We start from the raw sequence: 21,594 nt of genomic DNA on the forward strand, positions 1-21,594 counted from the left end.
CCTCTTGAATATACGGACTGGTGTCGGTCCGCACTCCTCGTCGAGACGGGGGACCGGCTGTCCCTCGCGTCACCGCTGGCCCGGCCGCAAAAAGCTCGATATCCGCTCTCGGACGACAACACTTATGTACACTTCTGTACGTTAGTGTTCAGTAATGGAATCCGACGGACGAATGGCACCAGCAGTGGAGTCGATACTCGCGGCGGCCCGTGACCGGGGCGGCGGGGGTGACCGCGTCGCGGTCGAGGCGCGCTCGCTGCCCGCGGCCTTCGAGCGGGCCGAGGCCGACGGCCGCGTGCCCGTCGTCGCGGAGGTCAAGCCGACGAGTCCGACCGCCGACGGCGAGCGGACCGACGACCCGGTCGAACTCGCCCGGCAGATGGTCGACGGCGGCGCGGCGGCGCTGTCCGTGCTCACGGAGCCCGACCACTTCGGCGGCTCCGCCGAGACCCTCGAAGCGGTCCGCGAGGCCGTCGACGTACCCGTCCTGCGGAAGGATTTTATCTTGCACGAGGCGCAACTGGACGTCGTCGAAGCCGACGTAATTTTGCTCATCGTCCGTTTCCTGGACGAAGAGGGGACCGACGACCTCGCGGACCTGCTCGCGGCGGCCCGCGAGCGGGGCTTTCAGGTCCTCGTCGAGGCCCACACGGCCGACGAGGTCGAGCGGGCCGTCGACGCCGGGGCCGATATCGTCGGCGTGAACAACCGCGACCTGGCCAAACTGGAGGTGGACCTGGCGACGTTCCCGCGAGCGGCGGCGGCCGCGCCGGAAGGCGTCACGCTCATTGCGGAAAGCGGCATAGGCTCACCGGACGACGTGCGACGGATGCGCACGGCCGGCGCCGACGCCCTGCTGGTCGGCTCTGCCATCATGGACCACGGTGGCGACTCGGACGTGACGGAGAACACCCGGCGGCTGACGGCCGCCGAGACGACGGATGCGGACACACAGACATGAGTACAGAGGACGCACACGACCCCAAGTTCGGCGAGTACGGCGGACAGTACGTCCCCGAGGCGCTGATGCCGGCCATCGAGGAGCTGGTCGACGCCTACGAGCGGTACGTACTGGACAACGAGGACGGATTCATGGACGAGTTCCGGGAGCGACTGGCCGACTTCGGCGGCCGACCGACCCCGCTGCAGTACGCGGACCAGCTCTCGGAGCGGTACGACACCGACGTCTATCTGAAACGGGAGGACCTGCTCCACGGCGGCGCCCACAAGCTCAACAACGCGCTCGGCCAGGTCCTGCTCGCTAAATACATGGGCAAGGAGCGCATCATCGCCGAGACCGGTGCCGGGCAACACGGCACCGCGACGGCGATGGCCGCCGCCCACCTGGACATGCCCTGTGAGATATACATGGGCGAGACCGACATCGCCCGCCAGCGGCCCAACGTCTTCCGGATGAAGATAAACGGCTCGGAGGTCGTGCCCGTGACCGTGGGTCGCGGGACGCTCAAGGAGGCCATCTCGGAGACGATGCGCGAGTGGGCGACCACCGTCGAGAACACCCACTACGTCATCGGCAGTGTCGTGGGTCCCCATCCGTTCCCGAAGATGGTCCGTGACTTCCAGGCCGTCATCAGCGAGGAGGCCCGCGAGCAGGCCATCGAGAAGACGGGCGGGCTCCCGAGCGACGTGGTGGCCTGCGCCGGTGGCGGGTCGAACACGATGGGCGCGTTCGCTGAGTTTGTCCCCGACGAGGGAGTCGCCCTGCACGCCGTCGAGGCCGGCGGCTCCTCGCTCACGGTCGACGAGGAGAAGGGCGTCGCGCCCAACTCCGCGACCCTCTCGACCGGCGACGAGGGCGTGTTGCATGGCGCTCGCACGAAGCTCCTGCAGGACTCGGACGGCCAGATTATGGAGTCACACTCGGTGTCGGCCGGGCTGGACTACGCCGGCGTCGGGCCGGAACTCGCCCACCTCGTCGACGAGGGCCGCGTGACACCCGTGAACGTCGAGGACGAACTCGCGCTGGAGGCGTTCCACCGCCTCTCCCAGGACGAGGGCGTCATCCCGGCCCTGGAGACCGCCCACGCGTTTGGCTACCTCGAAGCTAACCACGACGACCTCGGGGACACCGTCGTCGTCAACGTCTCCGGCCGTGGCGACAAGGACCTGGAGACGGTCATCGAGGAGACGACCAAGCGCGACCTCGATATCGCGCCGGACATGTCCATCCTCCAGCGGATGGGCGGGGGTGGGCTCTGATGGGGCTCGAAGCGGCCTTCGCCGACGAACCGGCCTTCGTCCCGTATCTCGCCGCGGGCGACCCGAACTACGAGGACTCGCTGGCCTACGTCGAGGCGCTGGCCGAGGGCGGGGCCGACGCCATCGAACTCGGCCTGCCGTTCTCCGAGCCAATCGCCGAGGGGACGACCATCCAGAACGCAATCGTCCGCGCGCTCGAATCGGGGATGACCCCTGAGCGGTACTTCGAGTTCGCCGCCGACCTCGACGTGGACGTCCCGCTGGTCTGTATGACCTACTACAACCTCATCTACCAGTACGGCGAGAGCGAGGGGCCGCGGGACTTCGTCGCCCGCTCGGCCGAGGTGGGTATCGAGGGCTTTGTCGTACCCGATTTGCCCGCCGAGGAGGCCGGCCCGCTGCGGGCGGCCTGTGACGAGTTCGGCCTCGATCTGGTCTTCATCGTCGCGCCGACCACGACCGGGGACCGACTCGAACGAATGCGCGAGCAGGTGTCGGGCTACGTCTACGTCCAGGCCCGCCTGGGCGTCACCGGCGCGCGCGACGATGTCGACGACGCGACCGAGGCGTCGCTCGCCCGCCTCGCCGACTGGGACGTGCCGAAGGCGGTCGGCTTCGGTATCAAGACCGGCGACCACGCCGAGCGCATCGTCTCGGCGGGCGCCGACGGCGTCATCGTCGGCTCCGCGCTGGTCGACATCGTCGCCGAGGGCCACGAGAGCGGCGACTCGACCGAGACGGTCGCCGCTCGGCTGGCGGAACTGGCCCGAGAACTCAAGGCGGGGGCGCTTCGGGGCACACAGGAACGGCCGCAACCGGAAGGAACATAATCGTTCTTGCCACAGGTTCGCATGACATGAACACAGCGACACGCGCTCGACTCGACCGCATCGGGACAGACGACCGCTACGTCGTCGTCCCGATGGACCACGGGATAACAATCGGAGCCACACAGGGGCTGAAAGACATCGAATCGACCATCGACGGTATCACGCGGGGCGGGGCCGACGCCGTCCTCACCCAGCGGGGCATCGCCGACCGCGTCCACCCCCACAAGAACGGCGCGGGCTACATCGTCCACCTCAACGGCTCGACGGTCATCGGGCCCGACGAGAACGACAAGCGCATGACCGGCACCGTCGAGGACGCCATCCGCGCCGGGGCCGACGCCGTCTCGATGCATCTCAACGTCGGCAGCGTCCACGAACGCGAACAGATCGAAGACCTCGCGAAACTCACCAGCGAGGCCGAGCGGTACAACATCCCGGTGCTGGCGATGGCCTACGCTCGCGGCCCGGACATCGACCCAGAGGCCGACGACTACAACCAGGCCGTCGGCCACGCCGTCCGGCTGGCCGAGGAGCTCGGTGCGGATGTCATCAAGACGGGCTACACCGGCGACGCGGCAAGCTTCCAGCACGTCGTCGAATCGACCAGCCGCCCGGTGGTCATCGCGGGCGGCGCCCGCGGCACCGACGAGGAGACTCTGGACATGGTGCGGGGCGCGATGGACGGCGGGGCCGCCGGCGTCTCGATGGGTCGGTCCGTCTTCCAGCACGAGGACCCGGAGAAGATAGCGCGAGCGGTGGCGAGCGTCGTCCACGACGACGCGAGCGCCGAGGACGCACTGTACGAGGCCGGCCTGGCCGTCGAAGCCTGAGCCCGGGCGGTCCGTTCCGGGCGCCGGCGATGACGCGTGACGGCCGGTCAGGACGACGACGCGGCCCGGTCGCTGCTCTCTTCGAGCGTCTCTATCGTGAGCTTGTGCCCGGTCTCCTGGCCGTGTTCGACGACGAGGTCCGCGGGAAGCCGGTCGCTGTCGGCGGCTACGATTCGGGAGTACGGGCACTCGGTACAGTCGACTTTCATCGGGGGTGTATCGGACATGGTCACTGCTGGGTCACACGCGGGTCGGTCTATCGTTCCCGCGCAGTCGTCACGCGAAGAGAGAAGGGGTGGCTCAGTTCGTGTCACCCTCGCCCAAGCGACAGCTCCCCGCTGGAGCATCGAAATCAGTGCCGTCCTGTGTGTGTATATCTGTATAGGGGCCCTAGTATATAGTCTTGCCTATGAATATTGTTTTAATCGGTCGTGCCTGTTCCCGCCCCACCAGTCGGGTGTCCGAGTCAGTTCGCCGACCGGGAACGACCGCGACTGGACATCCGCCACGTTCAAGCCCCGCCGTCGCACACGTGGGCGTATGTCACGAACCGTCTGGCTCAAGGCCGACAGCGACGTCGGCGACTGGGAGACACGCAGACGACGCATCACCGCCGGGCTGGAGGCCGGCGTGGACTGGGTGCTCGTCGACGAGAGCGACGTCGAGAAGGTCCGCGAACTCGGCCAGGTCAACGTCGCCGCCTTCTCGAACGGTGACGTCCACGTCATGGAGGCCGAAGACGAGGCGGAGAGCGACGCCGACGCGACCATCGTCGGCAAGGACGGCGAGGGCGACGGCACCGTCGACCTCCCGACGGATTTTTCGGGCTCTGCGGACCTCTCGACGCTCCGGCGCAACGGCACCGCGCCCGACGGCGGCTACGTCCGCATCTTCGACGAGGACTACGAGGCCTTCGCCGAGGCCGTCGCCGAGGAAGCCGACTACACCATCGTCATCGGCGACGACTGGCAGATTATCCCGCTGGAGAACCTCATCGCCCGGGTCGGCGACGACACCGACCTCATCACCGGCGTCCAGACGGCCGAGGACGCCCGCACTGCCTACGAGACGCTGGAACTGGGCGCCGACGGCGTCCTGCTTGACACGGACGACGTCGACGAGATTCGCAAGACCGTCGAGGTGCGCGACGAGGCCGGCCGGGAGCAGGTCGAGATGGAGTACGCCACCGTCACGGCCATCGAACAGACCGGCTCGGCCGACCGGGTCTGTATCGACACGGGCAATCTGATGGACCACGACGAGGGGATGCTCATCGGGTCGATGGCCCGCGGGCTCTTCTTCGTCCACGCCGAGACCGCGGAGTCGCCATACGTCGCCTCCCGACCGTTCCGGGTCAACGCCGGCGCGGTCCACGCCTACGTCCGCACGCCGGACGGCGGTACGAAGTACCTCTCGGAGCTACAGTCGGGCGACGAGGTCCAGATAGTAGACGAGTCGGGCCACACCCGCGAGGCCATCGTCGGTCGCGCGAAGATAGAGAAGCGCCCGATGTTCCGGGTCCAGGCCGAGACTGCGGAGGGCGACCGCATCGAGACGCTGCTGCAGAACGCAGAGACCATCAAGGTCCACACCCGCGAGGGTCGCACGGCGGTCACCGACCTCGAAGCCGGCGACGAGATTCTGGTCCACTACGAGGACACGGCGACGCACTTCGGCGAGAAAATCGAAGAGAGCATCATCGAGAAGTAATCGGCAGGTTCGGCGCCGCTATCTCTCGGGCTCGGCGGGCCCGTCCAGTCTGGTCGTACACCAGTGACAGAAGTCGAGGTCGTCTTCCAGTTCCTTCCCGCAGTTCGGGCACTTCGTCCCCTCGACGACCTCGGTCTCGACGTTCTCCCGCGTGGCCATGTAGAAGGCGTCGGCCATGGAGAAGACGGTGATGACGAACAGCACCATCGACGTCTCCGTCGGGATGCCCTGAGAGACGGCCAGGAGCGCGTCGACGGAGAGACCGTCGCTGAGCGGCGCCATCACCGACTCCTCGACGAGCAGCGCCGTCGCGCTGAAGACGAGCCCGAACCACAGGACCGCTCGCAGCCACTCCCGGAGATAGACGTGGCCCAGACCGGGGTAGATGAACGCGAGGATGGCGGCCAGCCACGGTCGCTTGCGTCCGGTGTCGCTCATACTCGGCGAATCTAGCGGGCACACCCCTATATCTTCCGAACACGCGAGACGGCCCGGACTCGTCAGGGCGGCGTGAAGACGCGTTGATATGCCCCGAGCACATAGTCCCGCTGATGCTCCGCAACAGCGAGGGCGCCGCCGTCGACCCGGTGCCGTTCCTCGTCGTCAGTCTCCTGGGGTTCGCCGTGAGCTTCGCCGTCGGCCCGCTGTACGTGATGGCGCTGGGCGCCTCGCTCCCGGTCGGACTCGGCGTCGCCGGCGCGACCACGGCCGTAACCGCCGCCGTCGCCTACCACCGCTACGTCTGGACCGAACGGCCCGACCTCAGGCGCGAGATTCCGGTCGACGCCCGTTTCGGACGCCTCGTCTACGGACTCCTCGCGGGGCTGCTCGCCGTCGCCGCCCTCGCGTTGCCGCTGCTGGCGCGGTAGCGACCGAAATCCTCACCAACATTTATTGGGGTCTCGTCGGTGGGCTTACACATGGGCGTCCTGTCAACGATATCGAAGGTGCTGCGGGCATCGAGCCAGTCGACGCATCGCGGTGGCGGCGCCGGCGAGGCGCCGACCGGCGCCTACTGGTGTGACGACTGCGGCGAGCGGGTCTCCGACGCCGAGGGCGAGGCGGCGCCGGACTGTCCCGACTGCGGCGAGTCGATGACCTTCGAGCGCTCGCCGGGGACCACCGGCTGTGCCTGCTGACGATGTCGCTCGCCAGTCGCATCTCGGCGTATCTCGGCGCCCTCGAGGAGTGGCTCCACGGGCTGTACCACGGGATGGTCGAACACCCGGCCCACGAGAAGATAGAGAAGGAGGCCGAGGACACGACGGACGTGTTCCTCTTTGCCTGTTTCGCGGACGCCTTCGGCATCCCCAGCCCGGTGTCGTACTACACCGCCGAACTGCTCCCGTATCTGGCCGAGGAGTTCGTCCAGTGGGAACGGCGCCTCTGGGACAGGGAGTCGCTCGTCGAGCGGAAGGGTCAGCAGTACCACTTCTAACATGGACCGGTTCGTCTTCTTCGGCGGCAAGGGCGGCGTCGGCAAGACCACCGTCGCCAGCGCCTACGGCGTCCAGTCGGCCCGTGACGGGCTGGAGACCCTGCTGGTCTCGACCGACCCGGCACACAGCACCGCCGACGTGTTCGGCCAGCCCTTCGACGACGACCCCACGCCGGTCGAGGGGTACGACGGGCTCTCGGCGATGGAACTCGACCCCGAGGCGGAGGTCGACCGGCACATGCGCGACATCAAGGCCGCGATGTCGGACCAGGTGAGCCCGGCCATCGTCAACGAAATCGACCGCCAGATAGAACTGGCTCACCGGACGCCGGGCGCGTACGAGGCGGCGCTGTTCGACCGCTTCATCGACGTGATGCGCGAGAGCGACGACTACGACCGCGTCGTCTTCGACACCTCGCCGACCGGGGGCACCCTGCGCCTGCTCGCCCTTCCCGACCTCCTCCAGTCGTGGGTCGACCGGCTGCGAGAGAAACGCCGCGAGAGCGTCGACCTCTTCGAGAAGGCGGCTATCGGCGACAGCGACCCCCGGACGACGATGACCGGCGACCCCATCGTCCAGCGGCTCACCGAGCGCAAGGAGACCTTCGAGTTCGCCGGGCGGGTGCTGGCCGAGCAGGCGCAGTTCTTCCTCGTGCTCAACCCGGACGACCTCTCTATCGCGGAGTCTCGGCGGGCGCTCGACGACCTCGAGGACGCCGACCTCTCCGTCGGCGGGCTCGTGGTGAACAAGGTCGCGCCGGCGCCCGAGGCGGGCGAGCGCGGCACCGGTGCGACCTACCTCCGCGAACGCCACCGGGCCGAGCAGGCGCGGCTCGACCGTATCCACGCGGAGTTCGACCGGCCGGTCGTCGCGGTGCTCGAACAGCGCGCGGGCGTCGACGGGACCGACCTGCTCGCCGCGCTCGTCGACGAACTGGACCTCGGGACGCCCGTCGACCCGTCCCCGACCTGAAACCGCACAACCATCTTCGGCGGCTCGACGCGGAAAATGATGTCCACAATTATTAAATACAGTCTGACCGACATCTTTTGTGAGGAGGATTACCATGGTACAGGTACTCTGGCTCGTCGCCGCCACACTCCTGACGTTCAGCATCGGCTACATCGGCTACTCGCGATACCTCTCGCAGTTCGTCGAACTCGACGACGACAACGAGACACCGGCCCACAAGTACGAGGACGGACAGGAGTACGTCCCCTCGAAGAAGCCGGTGTTGCTCGGACACCACTACTCGAGCATCGCGGGCGGGGCGCCCATCGTCGGCCCCATCACCGCCGGCGTGGTCTGGGGATGGGTGCCCGCGTTGCTGTGGATAGCCATCGGCAACCCGCTGATGGGAGCGGTCCACGACTTCGTCTCGCTGTCCAGTAGCCTGCGCCACGAGGGCAGGTCCATCGGCTACATCATCGGCGAGTACGTCGGCGAGCGGGGCAAGAACATGCTGCTGTGGTTCGCCTTCCTGACCATCATCCTCGTCGTCGCGGTGTTCGCGCTGGTCGTCGCCATCGTCTTCAACGCTTACCCGGCGGCCGCGACGGCCAGTTTCGTCTACATCGCCCTGGCGCTGGTCTTTGGCGTCTACCTCTACCAGCTCGACCTCCCCTTCATCCCCGGCACGGCGGTGTTCGTCTCTGCCGTCTTCGGGGGTGTCTGGGTCGGCATCAACTTCCCCGTCGCGCTGTTCCCGGCCGCCGAGGCCGGTACCTACCCCGCCGAGACCATCGTCCTCTTCGGTTCCGGCCTCGCCTCGATGGTCCCCGCCGCGGGGACGCTCGGGGCCAACACCGCGGCGTGGATTCCGGTCGTCCTCGTCTACGCCGCCATCGCCTCTGTCCTGCCGGTGTGGACGCTGTTGCAGCCGCGTGACTTCCTCTCGTCGTTCCTGCTTTACGCCGGGGTCGGCGGGGCGCTGCTGGCTATCGTGGTCGGCACGCTCTTTGGCACCTCGGCCGAGCCCCTGACCATCTCGCTGGAACCGTACTACGGCTTCATGGGTACCGCGAGCCTGCCGCTGTTCCCGCTCCTGTTTGTCACCATCGCCTGTGGCACCATCAGCGGCTTCCACTCGCTGGTCTCCTCGGGGACGACGGCCAAACAGCTCAACAAGGAGTCCGACGCCCGCGCCATCGGCTACGGCGGGATGCTCGGCGAGGGGCTGCTGGCGACGGTCGCGCTTGGCACCGTCGCCATCGCCGGCGTCACCGCGGGCGGTGGTATCGGCCGCGCCCTGCCGAACTTCGCCTCCGGCGGCTCCGTCATGCTGACGAGCTTCGGCATCCCGACCGGCGTCGGCGCGCCATTTATGGCGCTGGTGCTCGTGAGCTTCCTGCTGACCTCGACGGACACGGCGGTCCGTCTGGGCCGGTACATGGCCGAGGAGATAGTCGGGACTCCGGACGCGACGAGCGACGCCGTGCGAACGGTCCAGTCCGTCGGCATCAACCGCTACAGCAACGCCGCCATCCAGTGTCTCGTCGCCTACGCGCTGGTCGCCAGTGGCTCCTGGGCGAGCCTCTGGCCGCTCTTTGGCGGTGCGAACCAGTTGCTGGCCGCGCTCGCCCTGCTGACCGCGACGGTGTGGCTGGCGAACTGGGACAGCGACAAACAGCTCATAAGCACCGGCGTTCCGATGGCGCTGATGACCGTCATCACCATCTGCGCGCTGCTGTATCTCGCCCTCTATCAGAACCTGTACCAGCAGTTCATCCTGGGGGGGTTCGCCGAGAGCGCCGGGCTGGTCGCCAGACTCTCCGTCGGCGTCCAGATTGTCATCGCGCTGGTGCTCGTCGGCCTCGCGGTGTCGCTCGTGGGCATCGGCTACCGGAACATCCGGAACGTCCGGGAACGCCCCGCCGGCGCGCCCGCGGACGACTGAGACGGACTACCCGAGCCAGCCCCGAAGCCGGCCCAACAGCCCCTCTTCCTCGGCGTCGTACGCGCCCCAGAAGTCGAACGCGGCCGCGCTGTCGGCCTCCCGGCTCGCCACCAGTCGCTCGCGCTCGGGCGCGACGACCACGAGGTTCACCTCGTAGTCCCCGTAGTAGCCGAACTTCAGCAGCGTCCGGTCCCGAAAGCCCGCGACGTGCTCGCGAACGGACTCGGGAATCGACGGGACGACGAGGACGAACGTGAACTCCGTCCCGCGGTGCTGTTCGTCGGCGTCTATCCACTCGTCGGCCAGGTCGTGACCCAGTTCCACCAGCGCGTCGCAGTCGGCCCGCGAGACGCCGTCGGTCCGCCGGACGAACAGGTGTTCGGCCGTCTCGTAGTTGGCCCAGTTGAGCGACTGGTGGAGGAACTGCTTCTGGCTCTCGACGGAGAGGTAGCCATAGAGGTCGAACCGGTCGCCCCGGACCGCGCGCTCGCGTTCGACGTCGTAGGCGTGGGCCACCCGCTCGCCGACCCGCTGGAGGTAGTCGTCGTCCCACGTCGGGACCGCCGGTCGTTCGTCCACGTCGCTCATACCGAAGCCATCGTTCCCGGCCATCGTAAAAGTCAGGACGAGTGTCACCTCTGGTCGGCGCCATCTTTTTCCAGTCAGCGAGCCAATAGTACCGGCTATGAGCAAACAGACCGAGGGCTGTGGCCGCTGTGGCATGAGCGCGGTCGTCGACGCCGCGGACGGCGCGGGTCCCGACACCGACGAGGCCATCGAGGTCGCCGACGAGGACGCCCGCCGCGTCTCCCCGGCGGCGTGGCTCGGCGGCCTGAAGCGGCGGCTGGACGAGGCAGCGACGCGGCTCACGTACGGGCGCTAACGAACGGCCCGAATCAGGTCCAGCAGCTCCGAGCGAAACTCGTTCGGGTCCGTCGACGGTCGCTCTCCGTCGGGCCGCTCGGCGAGCAGGTCGTCCAGTCCCCGCACGGGGTAGGCGCCGCCGGCGATGCGGAAGCCGTCGCCGTGCCAGACGCCGAGCCATCCTTCGATATCGAGTCTGTCGCCCGCGTCGGTCTCCAGCGGGTACGAAGCGGTCACCTTCGCGAGGCGCACGCGGTCGCCCGACTCGGTGCGAACCCGCTGGCTCCGGTCCCGCTCTACCTCGCGAAACCCCCGCGATTCGAGGTCGTCGGCGAACGTTCGACGGGCCTCGGTGACGACCGTCGGCAGCATCGAAGCCGGGCCGATGCCGGGGGCCAGCGGCGGGCGGAAAGTCAGCGCCGTCGCGAAGAAAAAGCGCCAGTAGCCACCGTCCTCGCCGGTGTCGACGAGTCGCCGACCGCCGGATTCGGCTCGCCCGGCGAGCAGGTCCCCGAACCCGGCCGCCTCTAACGCCGCCCGCAACACCTGGTCGTCGTACAGGACGGTCCGCCCCACGATGCGCGAGGTCGGCGTCCGGAACACCGTCGACTCGGCGCGGACGCGTTCGTCCCAGCCGCCCTCGGCCAGCGCTTCCTCGGGAACCGTCGGATAGCCGTCTCCCATCGCCCGCTGCTACGGTCGGGCGGGAGTTCCGTGTTGCGGTCGGTCACTCGCTCTCAAGTTGCTCGATGAGCGACCGCAGCGTCGCCAGGTCGTACTGGCCCGGCGCCGTCGCGGCCGCGGGGTCGACCGGCGCGTAGCCGATACGCGAGCCATAGAGGGGTGCGACGGCCCGCGAGTGGCGACCGGCCTCGCCCATACACATCGTCGCGACCCGCTCGCCCGCCGCCGTGAGTTCTCGCGTGGCGCCGAGCATCGCGAGCACGTCGTCTGGGGAGTGTGCGGTCGTAGCCATCTTCCCGACGTCGCCGTGCTCGCAGGCCCGTTCGAGCCGGTCGACGATGGCGGGCCGGTCGGGAGTCGATTCGAAGTCGTGGGTGGAGACGACGACCGAGGCGCCGTGCTCGCGGGCGTGGTCGACCACCCGGCCGGCGTCGTGGTCGCCGTCACCCTCGAGCGCGGCGAGTTCGAGGTCGACGGCGGTGACGGCGTCGTGTTCGAGGGCCCGTTCGAGCCGGTCGAGTCGCTCGGCGGTGTCTTCGGCCTCGCCGCCCTCCCAGGCGACGCGGTTGGTCACCAGCACCGGCAACGCGTCGTCGTAGCCGTCGAGTTGGGCCAGCGGGTCGTCGGCCAAGTCCATCCGCAACTCGATACCGTCGGCGTCGGCCCGCGCTGTGGGCGCCATCGAGAGGTCGGCGCCGGCCGCGAGCAGCCGGAACGCGCTGAAATCCATACGCCCGTTTCACGGATGCGGGTCAAAGTGTCGTCGGTGTCTCTGCGTGAACTGGTGTCCGCTTACGTACCACTGCTTCCGCGCTTGCCGTCGGATACGGCCGTTCACCGACCCTATCGCTACGATAAGGCCGACTGGAAACGCCAACGGTCTATCGGATTTATTGGGGCCGGTTTGGCAACGTCCGGCATGACTCCTGCCCGAGCACATCGCGAACAGAGCGACCGGTCGCCACGTCGGTGCGGCCGACGGACACGCCGGCGTCGGAGCGCCGACGCATGAATCGGACGCTGACCGTCGCGCTGGTCGCGCTGCTCGTCGTCGGTGGCATCGTGATTTCGGCGACCCAGTTCGTGGGCGACGACACCCGAGTCGACGGCGGGAACCAGGCGGGGACGGCGGTCGATTACGAGGCCGTGAGCGACCAGCTAGACACGCTCGGGTCCGTCGACGCGACGGCCAGCGCGCAGCCGAGTAACCTCTCCGAAGACAGGCGTGCCGCCGCGACCCGGGGCGCCCGGGCCGGTATCAACCTCACACAGCAACAGGGCGTCACCGTCACCCAGGAACAGCGCCAGGCCGCTATCGACGCGGCGCGCCTCGCCGCGAGCCAGCAGCAAAACGCCACCGTCGAGCAGATACAGGCCGCCGCGACGGGGGCGAGCCACGGCGCCTTGCTCCAGAGCCAGTCGGCGACCGTGACGCAACTCCAGACCGGCGTCTACGGGAGCACCGCCGGCGCACTCTCACAGGCCCAATCGGCGAACGTCACGCAGATTCAGGCGGCGGCCTACGGCGCGGCCCACGGCTCGGTCGCGCAGTCCCAGCGGGTCAACGTGACTCAGCTGCAACGCGCCGCCCTCGGGTCGGCGGCCGGGGCCGTCAGCGGCGTCTCCCAGTCACAGCAGGTGACCGTCTCCCAGGTGCAGGAGGCCGCCCAGGGGGCCGCCTACGGGTCGCTCACCGGGAACCAGTCCGTGTCGGTCACGCAGATACAGGCCGCCGCGTTCGGCGCGGCCGGTGGCTGCGTCGAGGGCGCCAGCGACCAGGACCCGAAGAAGATTCAGGAGGCCGCACTGGGCGGGGCCTCGGGCGCGCTCGTCCAGCGCCAGTCCGTCTCGGTCACGCAGACCCAGTCCGCCGCTCGCGGCGCCTGTCGCGGCTCGCTCACGGCCAGCCAGGAGACCTCCGTCTCCCAGGTGCAGGCCGCCGCGTACGGCGCGAGCCAGGGGACGGTCGTCCAGATTCAGCGCGTGCGCGTCGTCCAGGTCCAGACCGCCGCGGAGGGGGCAGCCAGCGGCGCCGTCTCCCAGTCCCAGCGCGCGAGCGTCACGCAGATACAGTCCGCCGCGAAGGGCGCCGGCGAGGGGGGACTCTCGCTGACCCAGCGCCAGGCGGTCACGGTCGAACAGATACAGACCCAGACCGAGCGCGCGGCGTCCGACGCCGCCGGCACGGCCGCGGACATCAACATCGACAACGACCAGACCATCGAGGTGTACGCCACCGGCGCCGTCGAGTCGGACCAGCCCGGCGACGACGGCTTCCAGAGCCTGTTCGCGTCGGCCGACGACGAGGGCGTCTACCTGGCGAACCCCAACGACGCCGCCGTCACGGTGACGCTGACCGGCGGCGAGAACCCACAGACCGTGACGCTCGCGGCCGGTGAGTCGACCACTCTCGACCTCGAACCGGGCGTCTACACGCTGACGGCGGAGACCAGCGACGGCGAGACGGTCCAGATTGCCGGCCGCGACGAACTCGCGCTCTCGGTCGGGCCCGCGCTCCAGAGCCTGAGCGCCACCGTCGAGAACCGGACGCTGACCGTCGGGAACCCGAACGACGACCGCGTCGACGTCTCCGTCGGCGCCGACGGCGGGACCGTCGCGCAGTTCGAGGTCCCGCGGAACTTCGAGGCGAGCCAGCGCCTCGACCCCGGCGAGTACACGCTGACCGCCGAGACCACCGGCGGGGAGGCGGTGCCAATCGACGGCTCCGACCAGGTACGTATCACGGTCACCGGACAGCAGACGGCGACGGTGACCGAGACACCGACTGCGACAGCGACTCGAACGGCGACGCAAACCGAGACGGCGACACAGACCGCAACGCCGACCGAGACGGCGACACAGACCGCAACGCCGACCGGGACGGCGACACAGACCGGGACGCAAACTTCGACGCCCACACCGACTCGGACCTCGACCGACCGCCTCGTCACTGCCTGTCGGAACATCACCGAGCCGGGGAGCTACGAACTCGGCGGCGACATCGACGCCGCCGGGGACGCGTCCTGTCTCGTCGTCCGGGCCAGTGACGTGTCCATCGACGGCAACGGCTACGCGGTCGACGGCTCGGGCGGGTCGGCCGAGGGCGCGACCGGCATCGCCGTCCCCTCCGAGTCCCGCGCGACGAACGTCACCGTCCGGAACGTCGAAGTTCGAGGCTGGAACGTCGGTATAAGCACCCTTCCGACGTTCGACGCCGGCGTCGGACTCACCGTCGAGGACGCCGTCGTCGCGGACAACGACCAGGGGCTCCGCTTCACCGAAGCGGACGAGACTACCCTCACGAACCTCACCGTCGAGTCCAACGGCGACGGACTGGCCGCGCTCGAAGGCGCCACCGTAGTGCGCGACTCGGTGGTCCGGAACAACGACCGGGACGGCCTCAGCGCCGGGCAGGCCAACGACATGGAACTGACGAACGTCCGGGTCGTCGGCAACGGCGGCAACGGTGTCGTCGTCTCGAACGAGGGCCAGACCGGTCGCCTGCAGAACGTCGTCGTCACGGACAACGGCGGCGCCGGCGTCGCAATCGGCAGCGACACGAGCACGGAGATTGTCGACTCCCGAATCGAGGGCAACGCCGTCGGCATCAACACGACGCCGTCGAACGGCCCGGCCGTCGACGTGACGGTTCGCGACACGGCCGTCAGCGGCAACAGCGGCCCGGAAATCGACGTTGCCGGCGAGTCCGTCACCGCCACGAACGTGCGACTCGCGGATGGGACGACGCTCGGCATCGACGCCCGGGGCGTGACCCTCGAGGCGGTCGACCGGGGCGAACTTCCGCCCGTCGACAACGGCACTATCGCCGGTCCCGGCCTGAACGTCTCGACCCTCCAGGGGTCCGTCGAGGCCACCATCGGCGCCGATACAGAGGCCAACGCGGCGCTGTGGCGCTACGACGGGACCGCGTGGGCGCCGGTCGACGGGTCGACCAGCGCGGACGGCGGCGTCACGGCCCAGCTTACCGACGACGGGCTCTACGCGCCGGTCGTCTCGCAGGCCCCGACTGCGACGGAAACCGAGACGGTGACGCCGACAGAGACGGCGACACCGACGCCGACAGAGACTGAGACGGCGACAGCGACGGCAACCGAAACGGCCACTGCCACACCGACGCCGACAGCGACACCCACTGCCACACCGACGGAAACCGAGGCGGCGACACCGACGCCGGAACCAGAACCGACGCCCGAGGCGACGCCGGAACCCACTCCGGAGCCCGAACCCACCCCGGAACCCACTCCTGAACCGGAGCCCGAACCGACGCCAGGGCCGGGCAACGAGAACACGCCTCTGGGGACGCTCGTGGGGCTCCTGCCGTAGTCACTCGACGGGGACGTGACTGACGCGGTACCCCTCGTCGGTTCGTTCGACCTCGTCGACGGCGTAGAGTCGGATGCGCCGTTCCTGTTTCGTGTTCACGGGGAAGTCGTAGTACTCGGCCTCGTAGCCCGGCTCTTTGCCTTCCGCGCGTCGCTGTGTCACCCACTCGCGGTGGGCGTCGAGCCGTTCGCGGGCGAGCCGTCGGGACCGGTCACCGACCCGGTCGACCCGGTCGTCGAGCGCGGCCAGTAAGTCGGCGTCGCGGTCGACGCCCACGGAGTCGCGACCGGCGACCATCGCCGCGAGCGTGGTCGTGCCCGTCCCGAGGAAGGGGTCGAGCACGGTGTCGCCGCGAACCGAGAACATCGAGACGAGGCGGTGGGGAATCGCGAGCGGGAAGGCTCCGGAGCGGTCCCGCAGGCCGTCGTCGATGTCCTGGGTCTCGCCGGGGAGGTCCCAGAGGTCCGAGAACCACTCGTTGCGCTCCTCCCAGAAGTACGCGCTCTCGTAGCGGCGGTCGGCGCCGGGTTCGAGCGTGCGGCGCCGGCCGTTGCGGAACACGAGGATGTGCTCGTGTTCCAGGGTGGGGTAGGCGTTTGGCGGGACCATCCCCGAGCCCATGAACTTCGCGCCGCTGTTGGTCGGTTTTCGCCAGAGGATATCGGGCAGCGCGCGCAGGCCGTGGTCGGTCAGCCGGTTCGTTATCTCGGCGTGGTTGGGGTACTGGCGGAAGCCGTCGGCGAGCGAGCGGGTGGCGTCGCCGACGTTGATACAGGCGATACCGCCCGGCGCGAGCACGCGAGTCAGCTCGGCCCACACCGTATCGAGCACGTCGTGCATCAGCGAGAACGCGCGGTCGCCGTCGTCGGCCTCGAGCGCGTCGCCAATCGCGGGCTCCAGGGCGGCGAAGATGTCGTCCCACATCTCTATCATCGGATACGGCGGGGACGTGACGACGAGTTCGACGCTGTCGTCGGCGAGAGGCAGTTCGCGGGCGTCGCCGGTTATGGCCCGGTGGCGGGTCTCCATACGGGTCGATGCAGGGCCGCTGCCTTGTGGCTACCGTTCGTCTATCAGCGACTGAATCTCGTTTATCTTCGCGGTCTGTTGCTCGTTGGCCGCGGCTATCTCCTCGATCTCGTTTGCGACCTCCTCGGCGTTCTCGGCGGTCATGTCGACCATGCTGGCGACCTCCTCGGTGGAGGCGGCCTGTTCGTCGGTTGCCGACGCCACTTCCTCGGCGCCGCGGGCGGCCTCCTTGACCGACTCGTCGATGTCACGCAGGATTTCGACCGTCTCCGAGACCTGTTCGATACCCGACTCCACCTGTTCGTTGGCCTCGTCGATGCTCTCGACGGTGTCCTCGGTGTCGGCCTTGATGTTCGAGACGAGCTGTTCGATCTCGGTGGCGTTCTGCTGGGACTCCTCGGCCAGTGACTTCACCTCGTCGGCGACGACGGCGAACCCCTCGCCGGCCTCGCCGGCGCGAGCGGCCTCGATGGAAGCGTTCAGCGCCAGCATGTTCGTCTGGTCGGCGATGTCGTTGATGACCTCGACGATTTCGTCTATCTCGTCGATGCGGTCCCGGAGCTGTTCGACGTCCTCGGAGACCATCTCGTTGGCCTCGTCGACCGACTCCATCGCGTCGATGGCGTCGTCGGCCACGTCCCGTCCCCTGTCGGCGAGTTCGCGGGCGCGCTCGCTGACCTGCTGGACCTGGTTCGCGCTGGAGGCGACCTCCTCGACGGTCGCCGAGAGGTTCGAGACCTCGCCGGCGACCTCGCGCATGTTGTCGGACTGCTGGTTCGCGAGGTCGCTTATCTCCTGTGAACTCCCCGAGACGTTCTCCGATGTGCGCAACAACTCGTCGATGGCGCTCCCGAGTTCGTCGCCGGTGTCGTCGGTGTCGGCCACCTCCTGACCGGTGCTGCCGAAATCCGTAGCCATGTACCTACAGCGACTGGCCACCGAATTAAACGTACCTCCGCGGTTATCAGCCCTGATTCTCCCGGTGGAAAAAGCGACGGCGAGACTATGCGACGGGGAGGTCCTGCTCGGCTTCGAGCAGTTCGTGGTAGCGGTTGCGAATCGTCACTTCGGAGATGTCGGCGACCTCGCTGACGGCGGCCTGGGTCGTTTTCTCGTTGGTCAGCAGCGCTGCGGCGTAGACGGCGGCCGCGGCCAGCCCGACCGGCGACTTGCCGGAGTGGACGCCCTGCTCCTTGGCGTTCTGGAGCAACTGGCGGGCGCGGTGTTCGGCCTCGTCGGAGAGCTCCAGCGAGGAGGCGAAGCGGGGCACGTAGCTCTCGGGGTCCGCGGGCTTGACTTCGAGTCCGAGTTCGCGGACGACGTAGCGGTAGGTGCGGGCGATTTCGCTCTTCTCGACCCGCGACACTTCGGTTATCTCGTCGAGGCTCCGGGGGACGCCGGCCTGTCGCGCGGCGGCGTAGACGGAGGCCGTCGAGACGCCCTCGATGGAGCGGCCCGGCAGCAGGTCCTCGTCGAGCGCGCGGCGGTAGATGACGCTCGCGGTCTCGCGGACGTTCTCGGGCAGCCCCAGCGCGGAAGCCATGCGGTCTATCTCGCCCAGCGCCTGCTTGAGGTTGCGCTCCTTGGAGTCCCGAGTGCGAAAGCGCTCGTTCCACTTCCGGAGCCGCTGCATCTTCTGGCGCTGCTTGCCCGACAGGGAGTTGCCGTAGGCGTCCTTGTCGCGCCAGTCGATGTTGGTCGAGAGCCCCTTGTCGTGCATCATGTTCGTCGTCGGCGCGCCGACGCGGGACTTCTGGTCTTTCTCGCTGGAGTCGAAGGCGCGCCACTCCGGGCCGCGATCTATCTCGTCGGACTCGACGACGAGGCCGCAGTCCTCACACACCGTCTCGCCGTGTTCGTCGTCGATGACGAGCGAGCCGCTACACTCCGGGCAGGCCGTCGACGTCGACTCGGTGGACTCTGTCTCCGCTTCTCGTGGCTGTCGCGTTCGTGTTTGCTCGGTCATTGGTTGCGATGGCGGGCGCTCACCGGGCACAGTACAGTGGAGAACCCGGAGGCAATCGGTAAGACTGAATCCGTTCGAAAGACATTTAAAAATTCTGGTATCGGTTCGAGGAAGGCCGACTCACGGCACATACCATCGGTTTGCGTGTCGCAAGGGCCCCCATTCAAATAACAACCATCATGAACCATCCGGTAGTTTCCTCGTCTATGCACGTCGCCATCGGGAGCGAGAACCCGGTGAAAGTGAGAGCCCTCGAGCGTGTCGTCCCGGAGGCCGAAACGACCGCTCTCGGCGTCGAATCGGGCGTTCCCGAGCAGCCCTGGGGCCGCTCGGAGACGGTCCGTGGCGCCCGGAACCGCGCGGACGCCGCCCTGGCTGTGACCGATGCCGACTACGGCGTCGGCATCGAGGGCGGCGTCGCCGAGCGCGACGTTCCCGGTGGGCTGTGGCTCGTGATGTGGGCCGCCGTCACCGACGGGACGACGAGTCACCTCGGCGCCGGGCCGTCGATTCGCCTCCCCGCGGCCGTCGCACAGCGCCTCCGGAACGGCGAGGAACTCGGTCCCGTCCTCGACGACGAACTGGGCCGGGAAGACATCGCCGAACAGGAGGGCGCTATCGGCGTCTACACCGCCGGCCGCGTCGGCCGGGCCGACGCGCTCGTCGACGCTGTCGCCGGGGCGTTCGGGCCCTTCCTGCGAGCAAGTGACTGAGAGACGCCCGTGCTTGTAGTGGCACCTCGACGGCTGGACCGGTCCACGCCGTGTTCTCCCGACCGGCTCCCATTCGCAAGGACGAGACGCTCTCGGTGGTCGCTGCGGTCGATTCCTCGCTGTCTCGCGGCTCCGCCGCTCGACTGTTCCGAGGGGGTGAGCGTAGCGAACTCCCTCGCTGCTCGCGGTTCCCTTCGGTCACCACTGCGCTTTGTCGAGGTTCTTCCCTTCGGTCAGAACCTCGCTAGTCGTCCGCTTCGGGCTGGATATCCTCGACGCTGCGGGACTCCTCGACGGCGGTGGTCAGCGAGACGTTGAGCCACGCCATCGAAGCGACGCCGCCCAGAATTGTGACGGCGTTCTTGACGGCGTGGTCGACGATGGCGATGCTGAGCGCGGCCGTGACGCCGACCGGCGTCAGCGGCGCAACGATGATAGTGAAGGCGCCCTCGTAGAGGCCGACGCCGCCGGGGGTCAGCGGGAGCACCTTCGCGAGGTTGCCGACGCTGACCGCGAAAAAGCCCACGGCGATCAGCGACGGGGTAAGCGAGTAGCCGAAGGCGGCGAAGACGACGAGGGCGGTCAGCACGTCCAGCGACCAGATGGCCAGGCTGCCGAGGCCGACGCGGGCGAAGGCCGACCCGTCGGCGGTCACGGTCTGGATGTCGGCGACGAACCCCTCGACGATGCCGGCGACGTGGTCGGCGTAGGAGTCGTCGGAGAGGCGGCCGATTGTCGCCCTGACGAAGTTCCCGTCGGTGCGGGCGCTGGCGACGATGGCGACGACGGCGCCGATGGCCGCGAGGCCGACGCCGCCGGCGACGTAGACGGCGGTCTGGCCGCTCTGTGCGGTCTCGGCGCCACCGACCGCGTTGCCGGTCAGTGCGGAGAGCAGTTCGCCGGCGCTCCCCGTCGCCGCGAGGCCCAGCATGACGGTCCCGGCGAGCACCGTGATGGTCAGCAGGTCGAAGACGCGCTCGACCGCCAGCGACGCGAACCCGGAGGGGTAGGGGATGGAACGGCGCGCCTTGACGACGTAGGCGCGGACCCCGTCACCGAGCCGGGCCGGGAAGACCAGGTTGCCGGTCTGGCTGATAAAGACCGCGCCGGTGAGGAAGCTCCACTTCTCGTGAAAGCCCATCGAGTCGAGTATGTCCCGATAGCGCAAGCCTCGGACCGGCCAGGAGACCGCGTAGACGACGGCCGACAGCGCCACGAGTTCCGGTGCCGCGCCGGCCATCTCGTCGAGCACCCGTCCCGGTTCCAGATAGAACGTCATCAGGAACAGGGCGAGGACGACCAGCATCGTCCCGGCGCCCATCGACACCCGGCGGGTGATGTGCGGGCTGACCGACAGCTCCCAGAACGTCCGGCCTATCTGGCTCCCCATGCCGAAGACGTCCCTGACGATGTCGACCTTCGAGTCGCCCTTGGGTTCCCAGTCGACGGCGAACTCCTTGACGCGGAACCCCTCTCGCTGGGCCTTCACCAGTAGCTCGGTGTCCCAGAACCAGTGTTCGTCCTGGACCTGCGGACCGAGCTGTTCGAACGCCGTCCGGGAGACGGCCTTGAACCCACACTGGTGGTCTCGTAGGTCCGACCGGAGGACGGCCCGCACGAGCGTGTTGAAGCCCAGGCTCGGGATGCCGCGCTTGGCCGGGCGGTCGGCGCGGTTCTCTGACAGCCACCGCGAGCCGGTGGCCACGTCGTACTCGCCCGACCGGACGCTCTCGACGAGCTCTTCGAGGTGTCGCATGTCCGTCGCGAGGTCGGTGTCGAAATAGACCAGCGTGTCGCCGTCGGCTCGTTCGAAGGCGTACTCCAGAGCGCCGCCCCGCCCGAGTCGCTCGTCGCTGTGGATGTGGCGGACCCGGTCGTCCTCCTCGGCCATCCGTGTCGCGATATCTGGCGTCCGGTCGTCGCAGCCGTCCTCGGCGACGATGACCTCGTACGCGCCAGCCGGCAGAAAAGCACCGAGGGTTTCGAGCGTGACCGTCACCGTCCGCTCGATGGTGTCCTCCTCGTTGTACGCGGGGAGGACGACGCTCACCTCGATATCGTTCATTGAC

The 21,594-nt window shown here is 68.4% G+C and carries 22 protein-coding genes; 13 read left to right on the forward strand and 9 right to left on the reverse strand.

Translation table 11 applies throughout. The features are described 5' to 3' along the window. The first annotated feature begins 154 nt into the window (after nt 1-154). The 4 genes from trpC to NDI86_RS03200 are packed head-to-tail and all read left to right on the forward strand — an operon-like array spanning nt 155 to nt 3,880. Complete coding sequence (gene trpC, locus NDI86_RS03185; protein ID WP_310898946.1) at nt 155-961, forward strand: indole-3-glycerol phosphate synthase; 807 nt, start codon at nt 155-157, stop codon at nt 959-961. Continuing rightward, on the forward strand, nt 958-2,220 hold the full coding sequence (gene trpB / locus NDI86_RS03190) for a tryptophan synthase subunit beta (RefSeq protein ID WP_310898947.1): 1,263 nt from the start codon (nt 958-960) through the stop codon (nt 2,218-2,220). Before trpC ends, trpB begins: the two co-directional genes overlap by 4 nt. Continuing rightward, a complete protein-coding gene (gene trpA / locus NDI86_RS03195) occupies nt 2,220-3,050 on the forward strand; it encodes a tryptophan synthase subunit alpha (protein WP_310898948.1) in 831 nt (276 codons plus the stop codon). Before trpB ends, trpA begins: the two co-directional genes overlap by 1 nt. Before the next feature lie 26 nt (nt 3,051-3,076). Then, complete coding sequence (locus NDI86_RS03200; RefSeq protein WP_310898949.1) at nt 3,077-3,880, forward strand: 2-amino-3,7-dideoxy-D-threo-hept-6-ulosonate synthase; 804 nt, start codon at nt 3,077-3,079, stop codon at nt 3,878-3,880. Nucleotides 3,881-3,927: 47 nt separating this feature from the next. On the opposite strand, the gene NDI86_RS03205 is transcribed toward NDI86_RS03200, so the two are convergent. Continuing rightward, nucleotides 3,928-4,107 carry a hypothetical protein gene (locus NDI86_RS03205; RefSeq protein WP_310898950.1) on the reverse strand — a complete coding sequence of 60 codons (180 nt, stop codon included), beginning with the start codon at nt 4,105-4,107 and terminating at the stop codon, nt 3,928-3,930. 313 nt (nt 4,108-4,420) lie between these two features. Between NDI86_RS03205 and NDI86_RS03210 the strand changes: the two genes are divergently transcribed. Further along, nucleotides 4,421-5,590 (forward strand): 3-dehydroquinate synthase II, encoded by a 1,170-nt coding sequence (locus NDI86_RS03210; protein ID WP_310898951.1) that lies wholly within the window; start codon nt 4,421-4,423, stop codon nt 5,588-5,590. Between the two features lie 18 nt (nt 5,591-5,608). Here the strand turns inward: NDI86_RS03210 and NDI86_RS03215 are convergent, their stop codons facing one another. Next, nucleotides 5,609-6,028 carry a zinc ribbon domain-containing protein gene (locus NDI86_RS03215; protein WP_310898952.1) on the reverse strand — a complete coding sequence of 140 codons (420 nt, stop codon included), beginning with the start codon at nt 6,026-6,028 and terminating at the stop codon, nt 5,609-5,611. 113 nt (nt 6,029-6,141) lie between these two features. Between NDI86_RS03215 and NDI86_RS03220 the strand changes: the two genes are divergently transcribed. The 5 genes from NDI86_RS03220 to NDI86_RS03240 all read left to right on the forward strand — a co-directional run bounded on the left by NDI86_RS03220 (nt 6,142) and on the right by NDI86_RS03240 (nt 9,925). Then, entirely contained in the window at nt 6,142-6,459 is a 318-nt protein-coding gene (locus NDI86_RS03220; RefSeq protein WP_310898953.1) for a hypothetical protein, read from the forward strand. A 51-nt stretch (nt 6,460-6,510) separates the two neighbouring features. Next, nucleotides 6,511-6,729 carry a hypothetical protein gene (locus NDI86_RS03225; RefSeq protein ID WP_310898954.1) on the forward strand — a complete coding sequence of 73 codons (219 nt, stop codon included), beginning with the start codon at nt 6,511-6,513 and terminating at the stop codon, nt 6,727-6,729. Nucleotides 6,730-6,731: 2 nt separating this feature from the next. Beyond that, nucleotides 6,732-7,028, forward strand: a complete 297-nt coding sequence (locus NDI86_RS03230) for a DUF7990 family protein (protein WP_310898955.1) — start codon at nt 6,732-6,734, stop codon at nt 7,026-7,028. A gap of 1 nt (nt 7,029) precedes the next feature. Beyond that, a complete protein-coding gene (locus NDI86_RS03235; RefSeq protein WP_310898956.1) occupies nt 7,030-8,001 on the forward strand; it encodes an ArsA family ATPase in 972 nt (323 codons plus the stop codon). A gap of 94 nt (nt 8,002-8,095) precedes the next feature. Further along, on the forward strand, nt 8,096-9,925 hold the full coding sequence (locus tag NDI86_RS03240; RefSeq protein WP_310898957.1) for a carbon starvation CstA family protein: 1,830 nt from the start codon (nt 8,096-8,098) through the stop codon (nt 9,923-9,925). Nucleotides 9,926-9,931: 6 nt separating this feature from the next. Here the strand turns inward: NDI86_RS03240 and NDI86_RS03245 are convergent, their stop codons facing one another. Next, entirely contained in the window at nt 9,932-10,513 is a 582-nt protein-coding gene (locus tag NDI86_RS03245; RefSeq protein WP_310898958.1) for a DUF8052 family protein, read from the reverse strand. Nucleotides 10,514-10,610: 97 nt separating this feature from the next. On the opposite strand from NDI86_RS03245, the gene NDI86_RS03250 reads away from it, so the two are divergent. Next, entirely contained in the window at nt 10,611-10,808 is a 198-nt protein-coding gene (locus tag NDI86_RS03250) for a DUF8007 family protein (protein WP_310898959.1), read from the forward strand. Here NDI86_RS03250 and NDI86_RS03255 read toward each other — a convergent pair. After that, complete coding sequence (locus NDI86_RS03255) at nt 10,805-11,473, reverse strand: DUF6517 family protein (RefSeq protein WP_310898960.1); 669 nt, start codon at nt 11,471-11,473, stop codon at nt 10,805-10,807. The genes NDI86_RS03250 and NDI86_RS03255 overlap by 4 nt on opposite strands. A gap of 43 nt (nt 11,474-11,516) precedes the next feature. Next, a complete protein-coding gene (locus NDI86_RS03260; protein ID WP_310898961.1) occupies nt 11,517-12,203 on the reverse strand; it encodes a type I 3-dehydroquinate dehydratase in 687 nt (228 codons plus the stop codon). Nucleotides 12,204-12,481: 278 nt separating this feature from the next. Between NDI86_RS03260 and NDI86_RS03265 the strand changes: the two genes are divergently transcribed. Beyond that, entirely contained in the window at nt 12,482-15,817 is a 3,336-nt protein-coding gene (locus NDI86_RS03265) for a right-handed parallel beta-helix repeat-containing protein (RefSeq protein WP_310898962.1), read from the forward strand. On the opposite strand, the gene NDI86_RS03270 is transcribed toward NDI86_RS03265, so the two are convergent. The 3 genes from NDI86_RS03270 to NDI86_RS03280 all read right to left on the reverse strand — a co-directional run bounded on the left by NDI86_RS03270 (nt 15,818) and on the right by NDI86_RS03280 (nt 18,812). Continuing rightward, on the reverse strand, nt 15,818-16,846 hold the full coding sequence (locus NDI86_RS03270) for a DNA-methyltransferase (protein WP_310898963.1): 1,029 nt from the start codon (nt 16,844-16,846) through the stop codon (nt 15,818-15,820). It lies immediately after the preceding gene. Nucleotides 16,847-16,876: 30 nt separating this feature from the next. After that, the gene (locus NDI86_RS03275) at nt 16,877-17,764 is read right to left on the reverse strand and encodes a methyl-accepting chemotaxis protein (RefSeq protein ID WP_310898964.1); all 888 of its coding nucleotides are present in this window, start codon (nt 17,762-17,764) and stop codon (nt 16,877-16,879) included. Between the two features lie 85 nt (nt 17,765-17,849). Beyond that, nucleotides 17,850-18,812, reverse strand: a complete 963-nt coding sequence (locus NDI86_RS03280) for a transcription initiation factor IIB (RefSeq protein WP_310898965.1) — start codon at nt 18,810-18,812, stop codon at nt 17,850-17,852. A 206-nt stretch (nt 18,813-19,018) separates the two neighbouring features. On the opposite strand from NDI86_RS03280, the gene yjjX reads away from it, so the two are divergent. After that, nucleotides 19,019-19,525, forward strand: a complete 507-nt coding sequence (yjjX, locus tag NDI86_RS03285) for an inosine/xanthosine triphosphatase (protein WP_310898966.1) — start codon at nt 19,019-19,021, stop codon at nt 19,523-19,525. A gap of 244 nt (nt 19,526-19,769) precedes the next feature. On the opposite strand, the gene NDI86_RS03290 is transcribed toward yjjX, so the two are convergent. Then, nucleotides 19,770-21,590, reverse strand: a complete 1,821-nt coding sequence (locus tag NDI86_RS03290) for a flippase-like domain-containing protein (protein WP_310898967.1) — start codon at nt 21,588-21,590, stop codon at nt 19,770-19,772. Nucleotides 21,591-21,594: the final 4 nt, after the last annotated feature.

Source organism: Haloarcula onubensis, from assembly GCF_031624605.1.
GTDB classification, from domain to species: Archaea; Halobacteriota; Halobacteria; order Halobacteriales; family Haloarculaceae; genus Haloarcula; species Haloarcula onubensis.

Coding starts and splice junctions, on each gene's coding strand:
- trpC (WP_310898946.1), top strand. CDS start 155: ATGGAATCCGACGGACGAATGGCACCAGCAGTGGAGTCGATACTCGCG.
- trpB (WP_310898947.1), top strand. CDS start 958: ATGAGTACAGAGGACGCACACGACCCCAAGTTCGGCGAGTACGGCGGA.
- trpA (WP_310898948.1), top strand. CDS start 2,220: ATGGGGCTCGAAGCGGCCTTCGCCGACGAACCGGCCTTCGTCCCGTAT.
- NDI86_RS03200 (WP_310898949.1), top strand. CDS start 3,077: ATGAACACAGCGACACGCGCTCGACTCGACCGCATCGGGACAGACGAC.
- NDI86_RS03205 (WP_310898950.1), bottom strand. CDS start 4,107: ATGTCCGATACACCCCCGATGAAAGTCGACTGTACCGAGTGCCCGTAC.
- NDI86_RS03210 (WP_310898951.1), top strand. CDS start 4,421: ATGTCACGAACCGTCTGGCTCAAGGCCGACAGCGACGTCGGCGACTGG.
- NDI86_RS03215 (WP_310898952.1), bottom strand. CDS start 6,028: ATGAGCGACACCGGACGCAAGCGACCGTGGCTGGCCGCCATCCTCGCG.
- NDI86_RS03220 (WP_310898953.1), top strand. CDS start 6,142: ATGCTCCGCAACAGCGAGGGCGCCGCCGTCGACCCGGTGCCGTTCCTC.
- NDI86_RS03225 (WP_310898954.1), top strand. CDS start 6,511: ATGGGCGTCCTGTCAACGATATCGAAGGTGCTGCGGGCATCGAGCCAG.
- NDI86_RS03230 (WP_310898955.1), top strand. CDS start 6,732: ATGTCGCTCGCCAGTCGCATCTCGGCGTATCTCGGCGCCCTCGAGGAG.
- NDI86_RS03235 (WP_310898956.1), top strand. CDS start 7,030: ATGGACCGGTTCGTCTTCTTCGGCGGCAAGGGCGGCGTCGGCAAGACC.
- NDI86_RS03240 (WP_310898957.1), top strand. CDS start 8,096: ATGGTACAGGTACTCTGGCTCGTCGCCGCCACACTCCTGACGTTCAGC.
- NDI86_RS03245 (WP_310898958.1), bottom strand. CDS start 10,513: ATGAGCGACGTGGACGAACGACCGGCGGTCCCGACGTGGGACGACGAC.
- NDI86_RS03250 (WP_310898959.1), top strand. CDS start 10,611: ATGAGCAAACAGACCGAGGGCTGTGGCCGCTGTGGCATGAGCGCGGTC.
- NDI86_RS03255 (WP_310898960.1), bottom strand. CDS start 11,473: ATGGGAGACGGCTATCCGACGGTTCCCGAGGAAGCGCTGGCCGAGGGC.
- NDI86_RS03260 (WP_310898961.1), bottom strand. CDS start 12,203: ATGGATTTCAGCGCGTTCCGGCTGCTCGCGGCCGGCGCCGACCTCTCG.
- NDI86_RS03265 (WP_310898962.1), top strand. CDS start 12,482: ATGAATCGGACGCTGACCGTCGCGCTGGTCGCGCTGCTCGTCGTCGGT.
- NDI86_RS03270 (WP_310898963.1), bottom strand. CDS start 16,846: ATGGAGACCCGCCACCGGGCCATAACCGGCGACGCCCGCGAACTGCCT.
- NDI86_RS03275 (WP_310898964.1), bottom strand. CDS start 17,764: ATGGCTACGGATTTCGGCAGCACCGGTCAGGAGGTGGCCGACACCGAC.
- NDI86_RS03280 (WP_310898965.1), bottom strand. CDS start 18,812: ATGACCGAGCAAACACGAACGCGACAGCCACGAGAAGCGGAGACAGAG.
- yjjX (WP_310898966.1), top strand. CDS start 19,019: ATGCACGTCGCCATCGGGAGCGAGAACCCGGTGAAAGTGAGAGCCCTC.
- NDI86_RS03290 (WP_310898967.1), bottom strand. CDS start 21,590: ATGAACGATATCGAGGTGAGCGTCGTCCTCCCCGCGTACAACGAGGAG.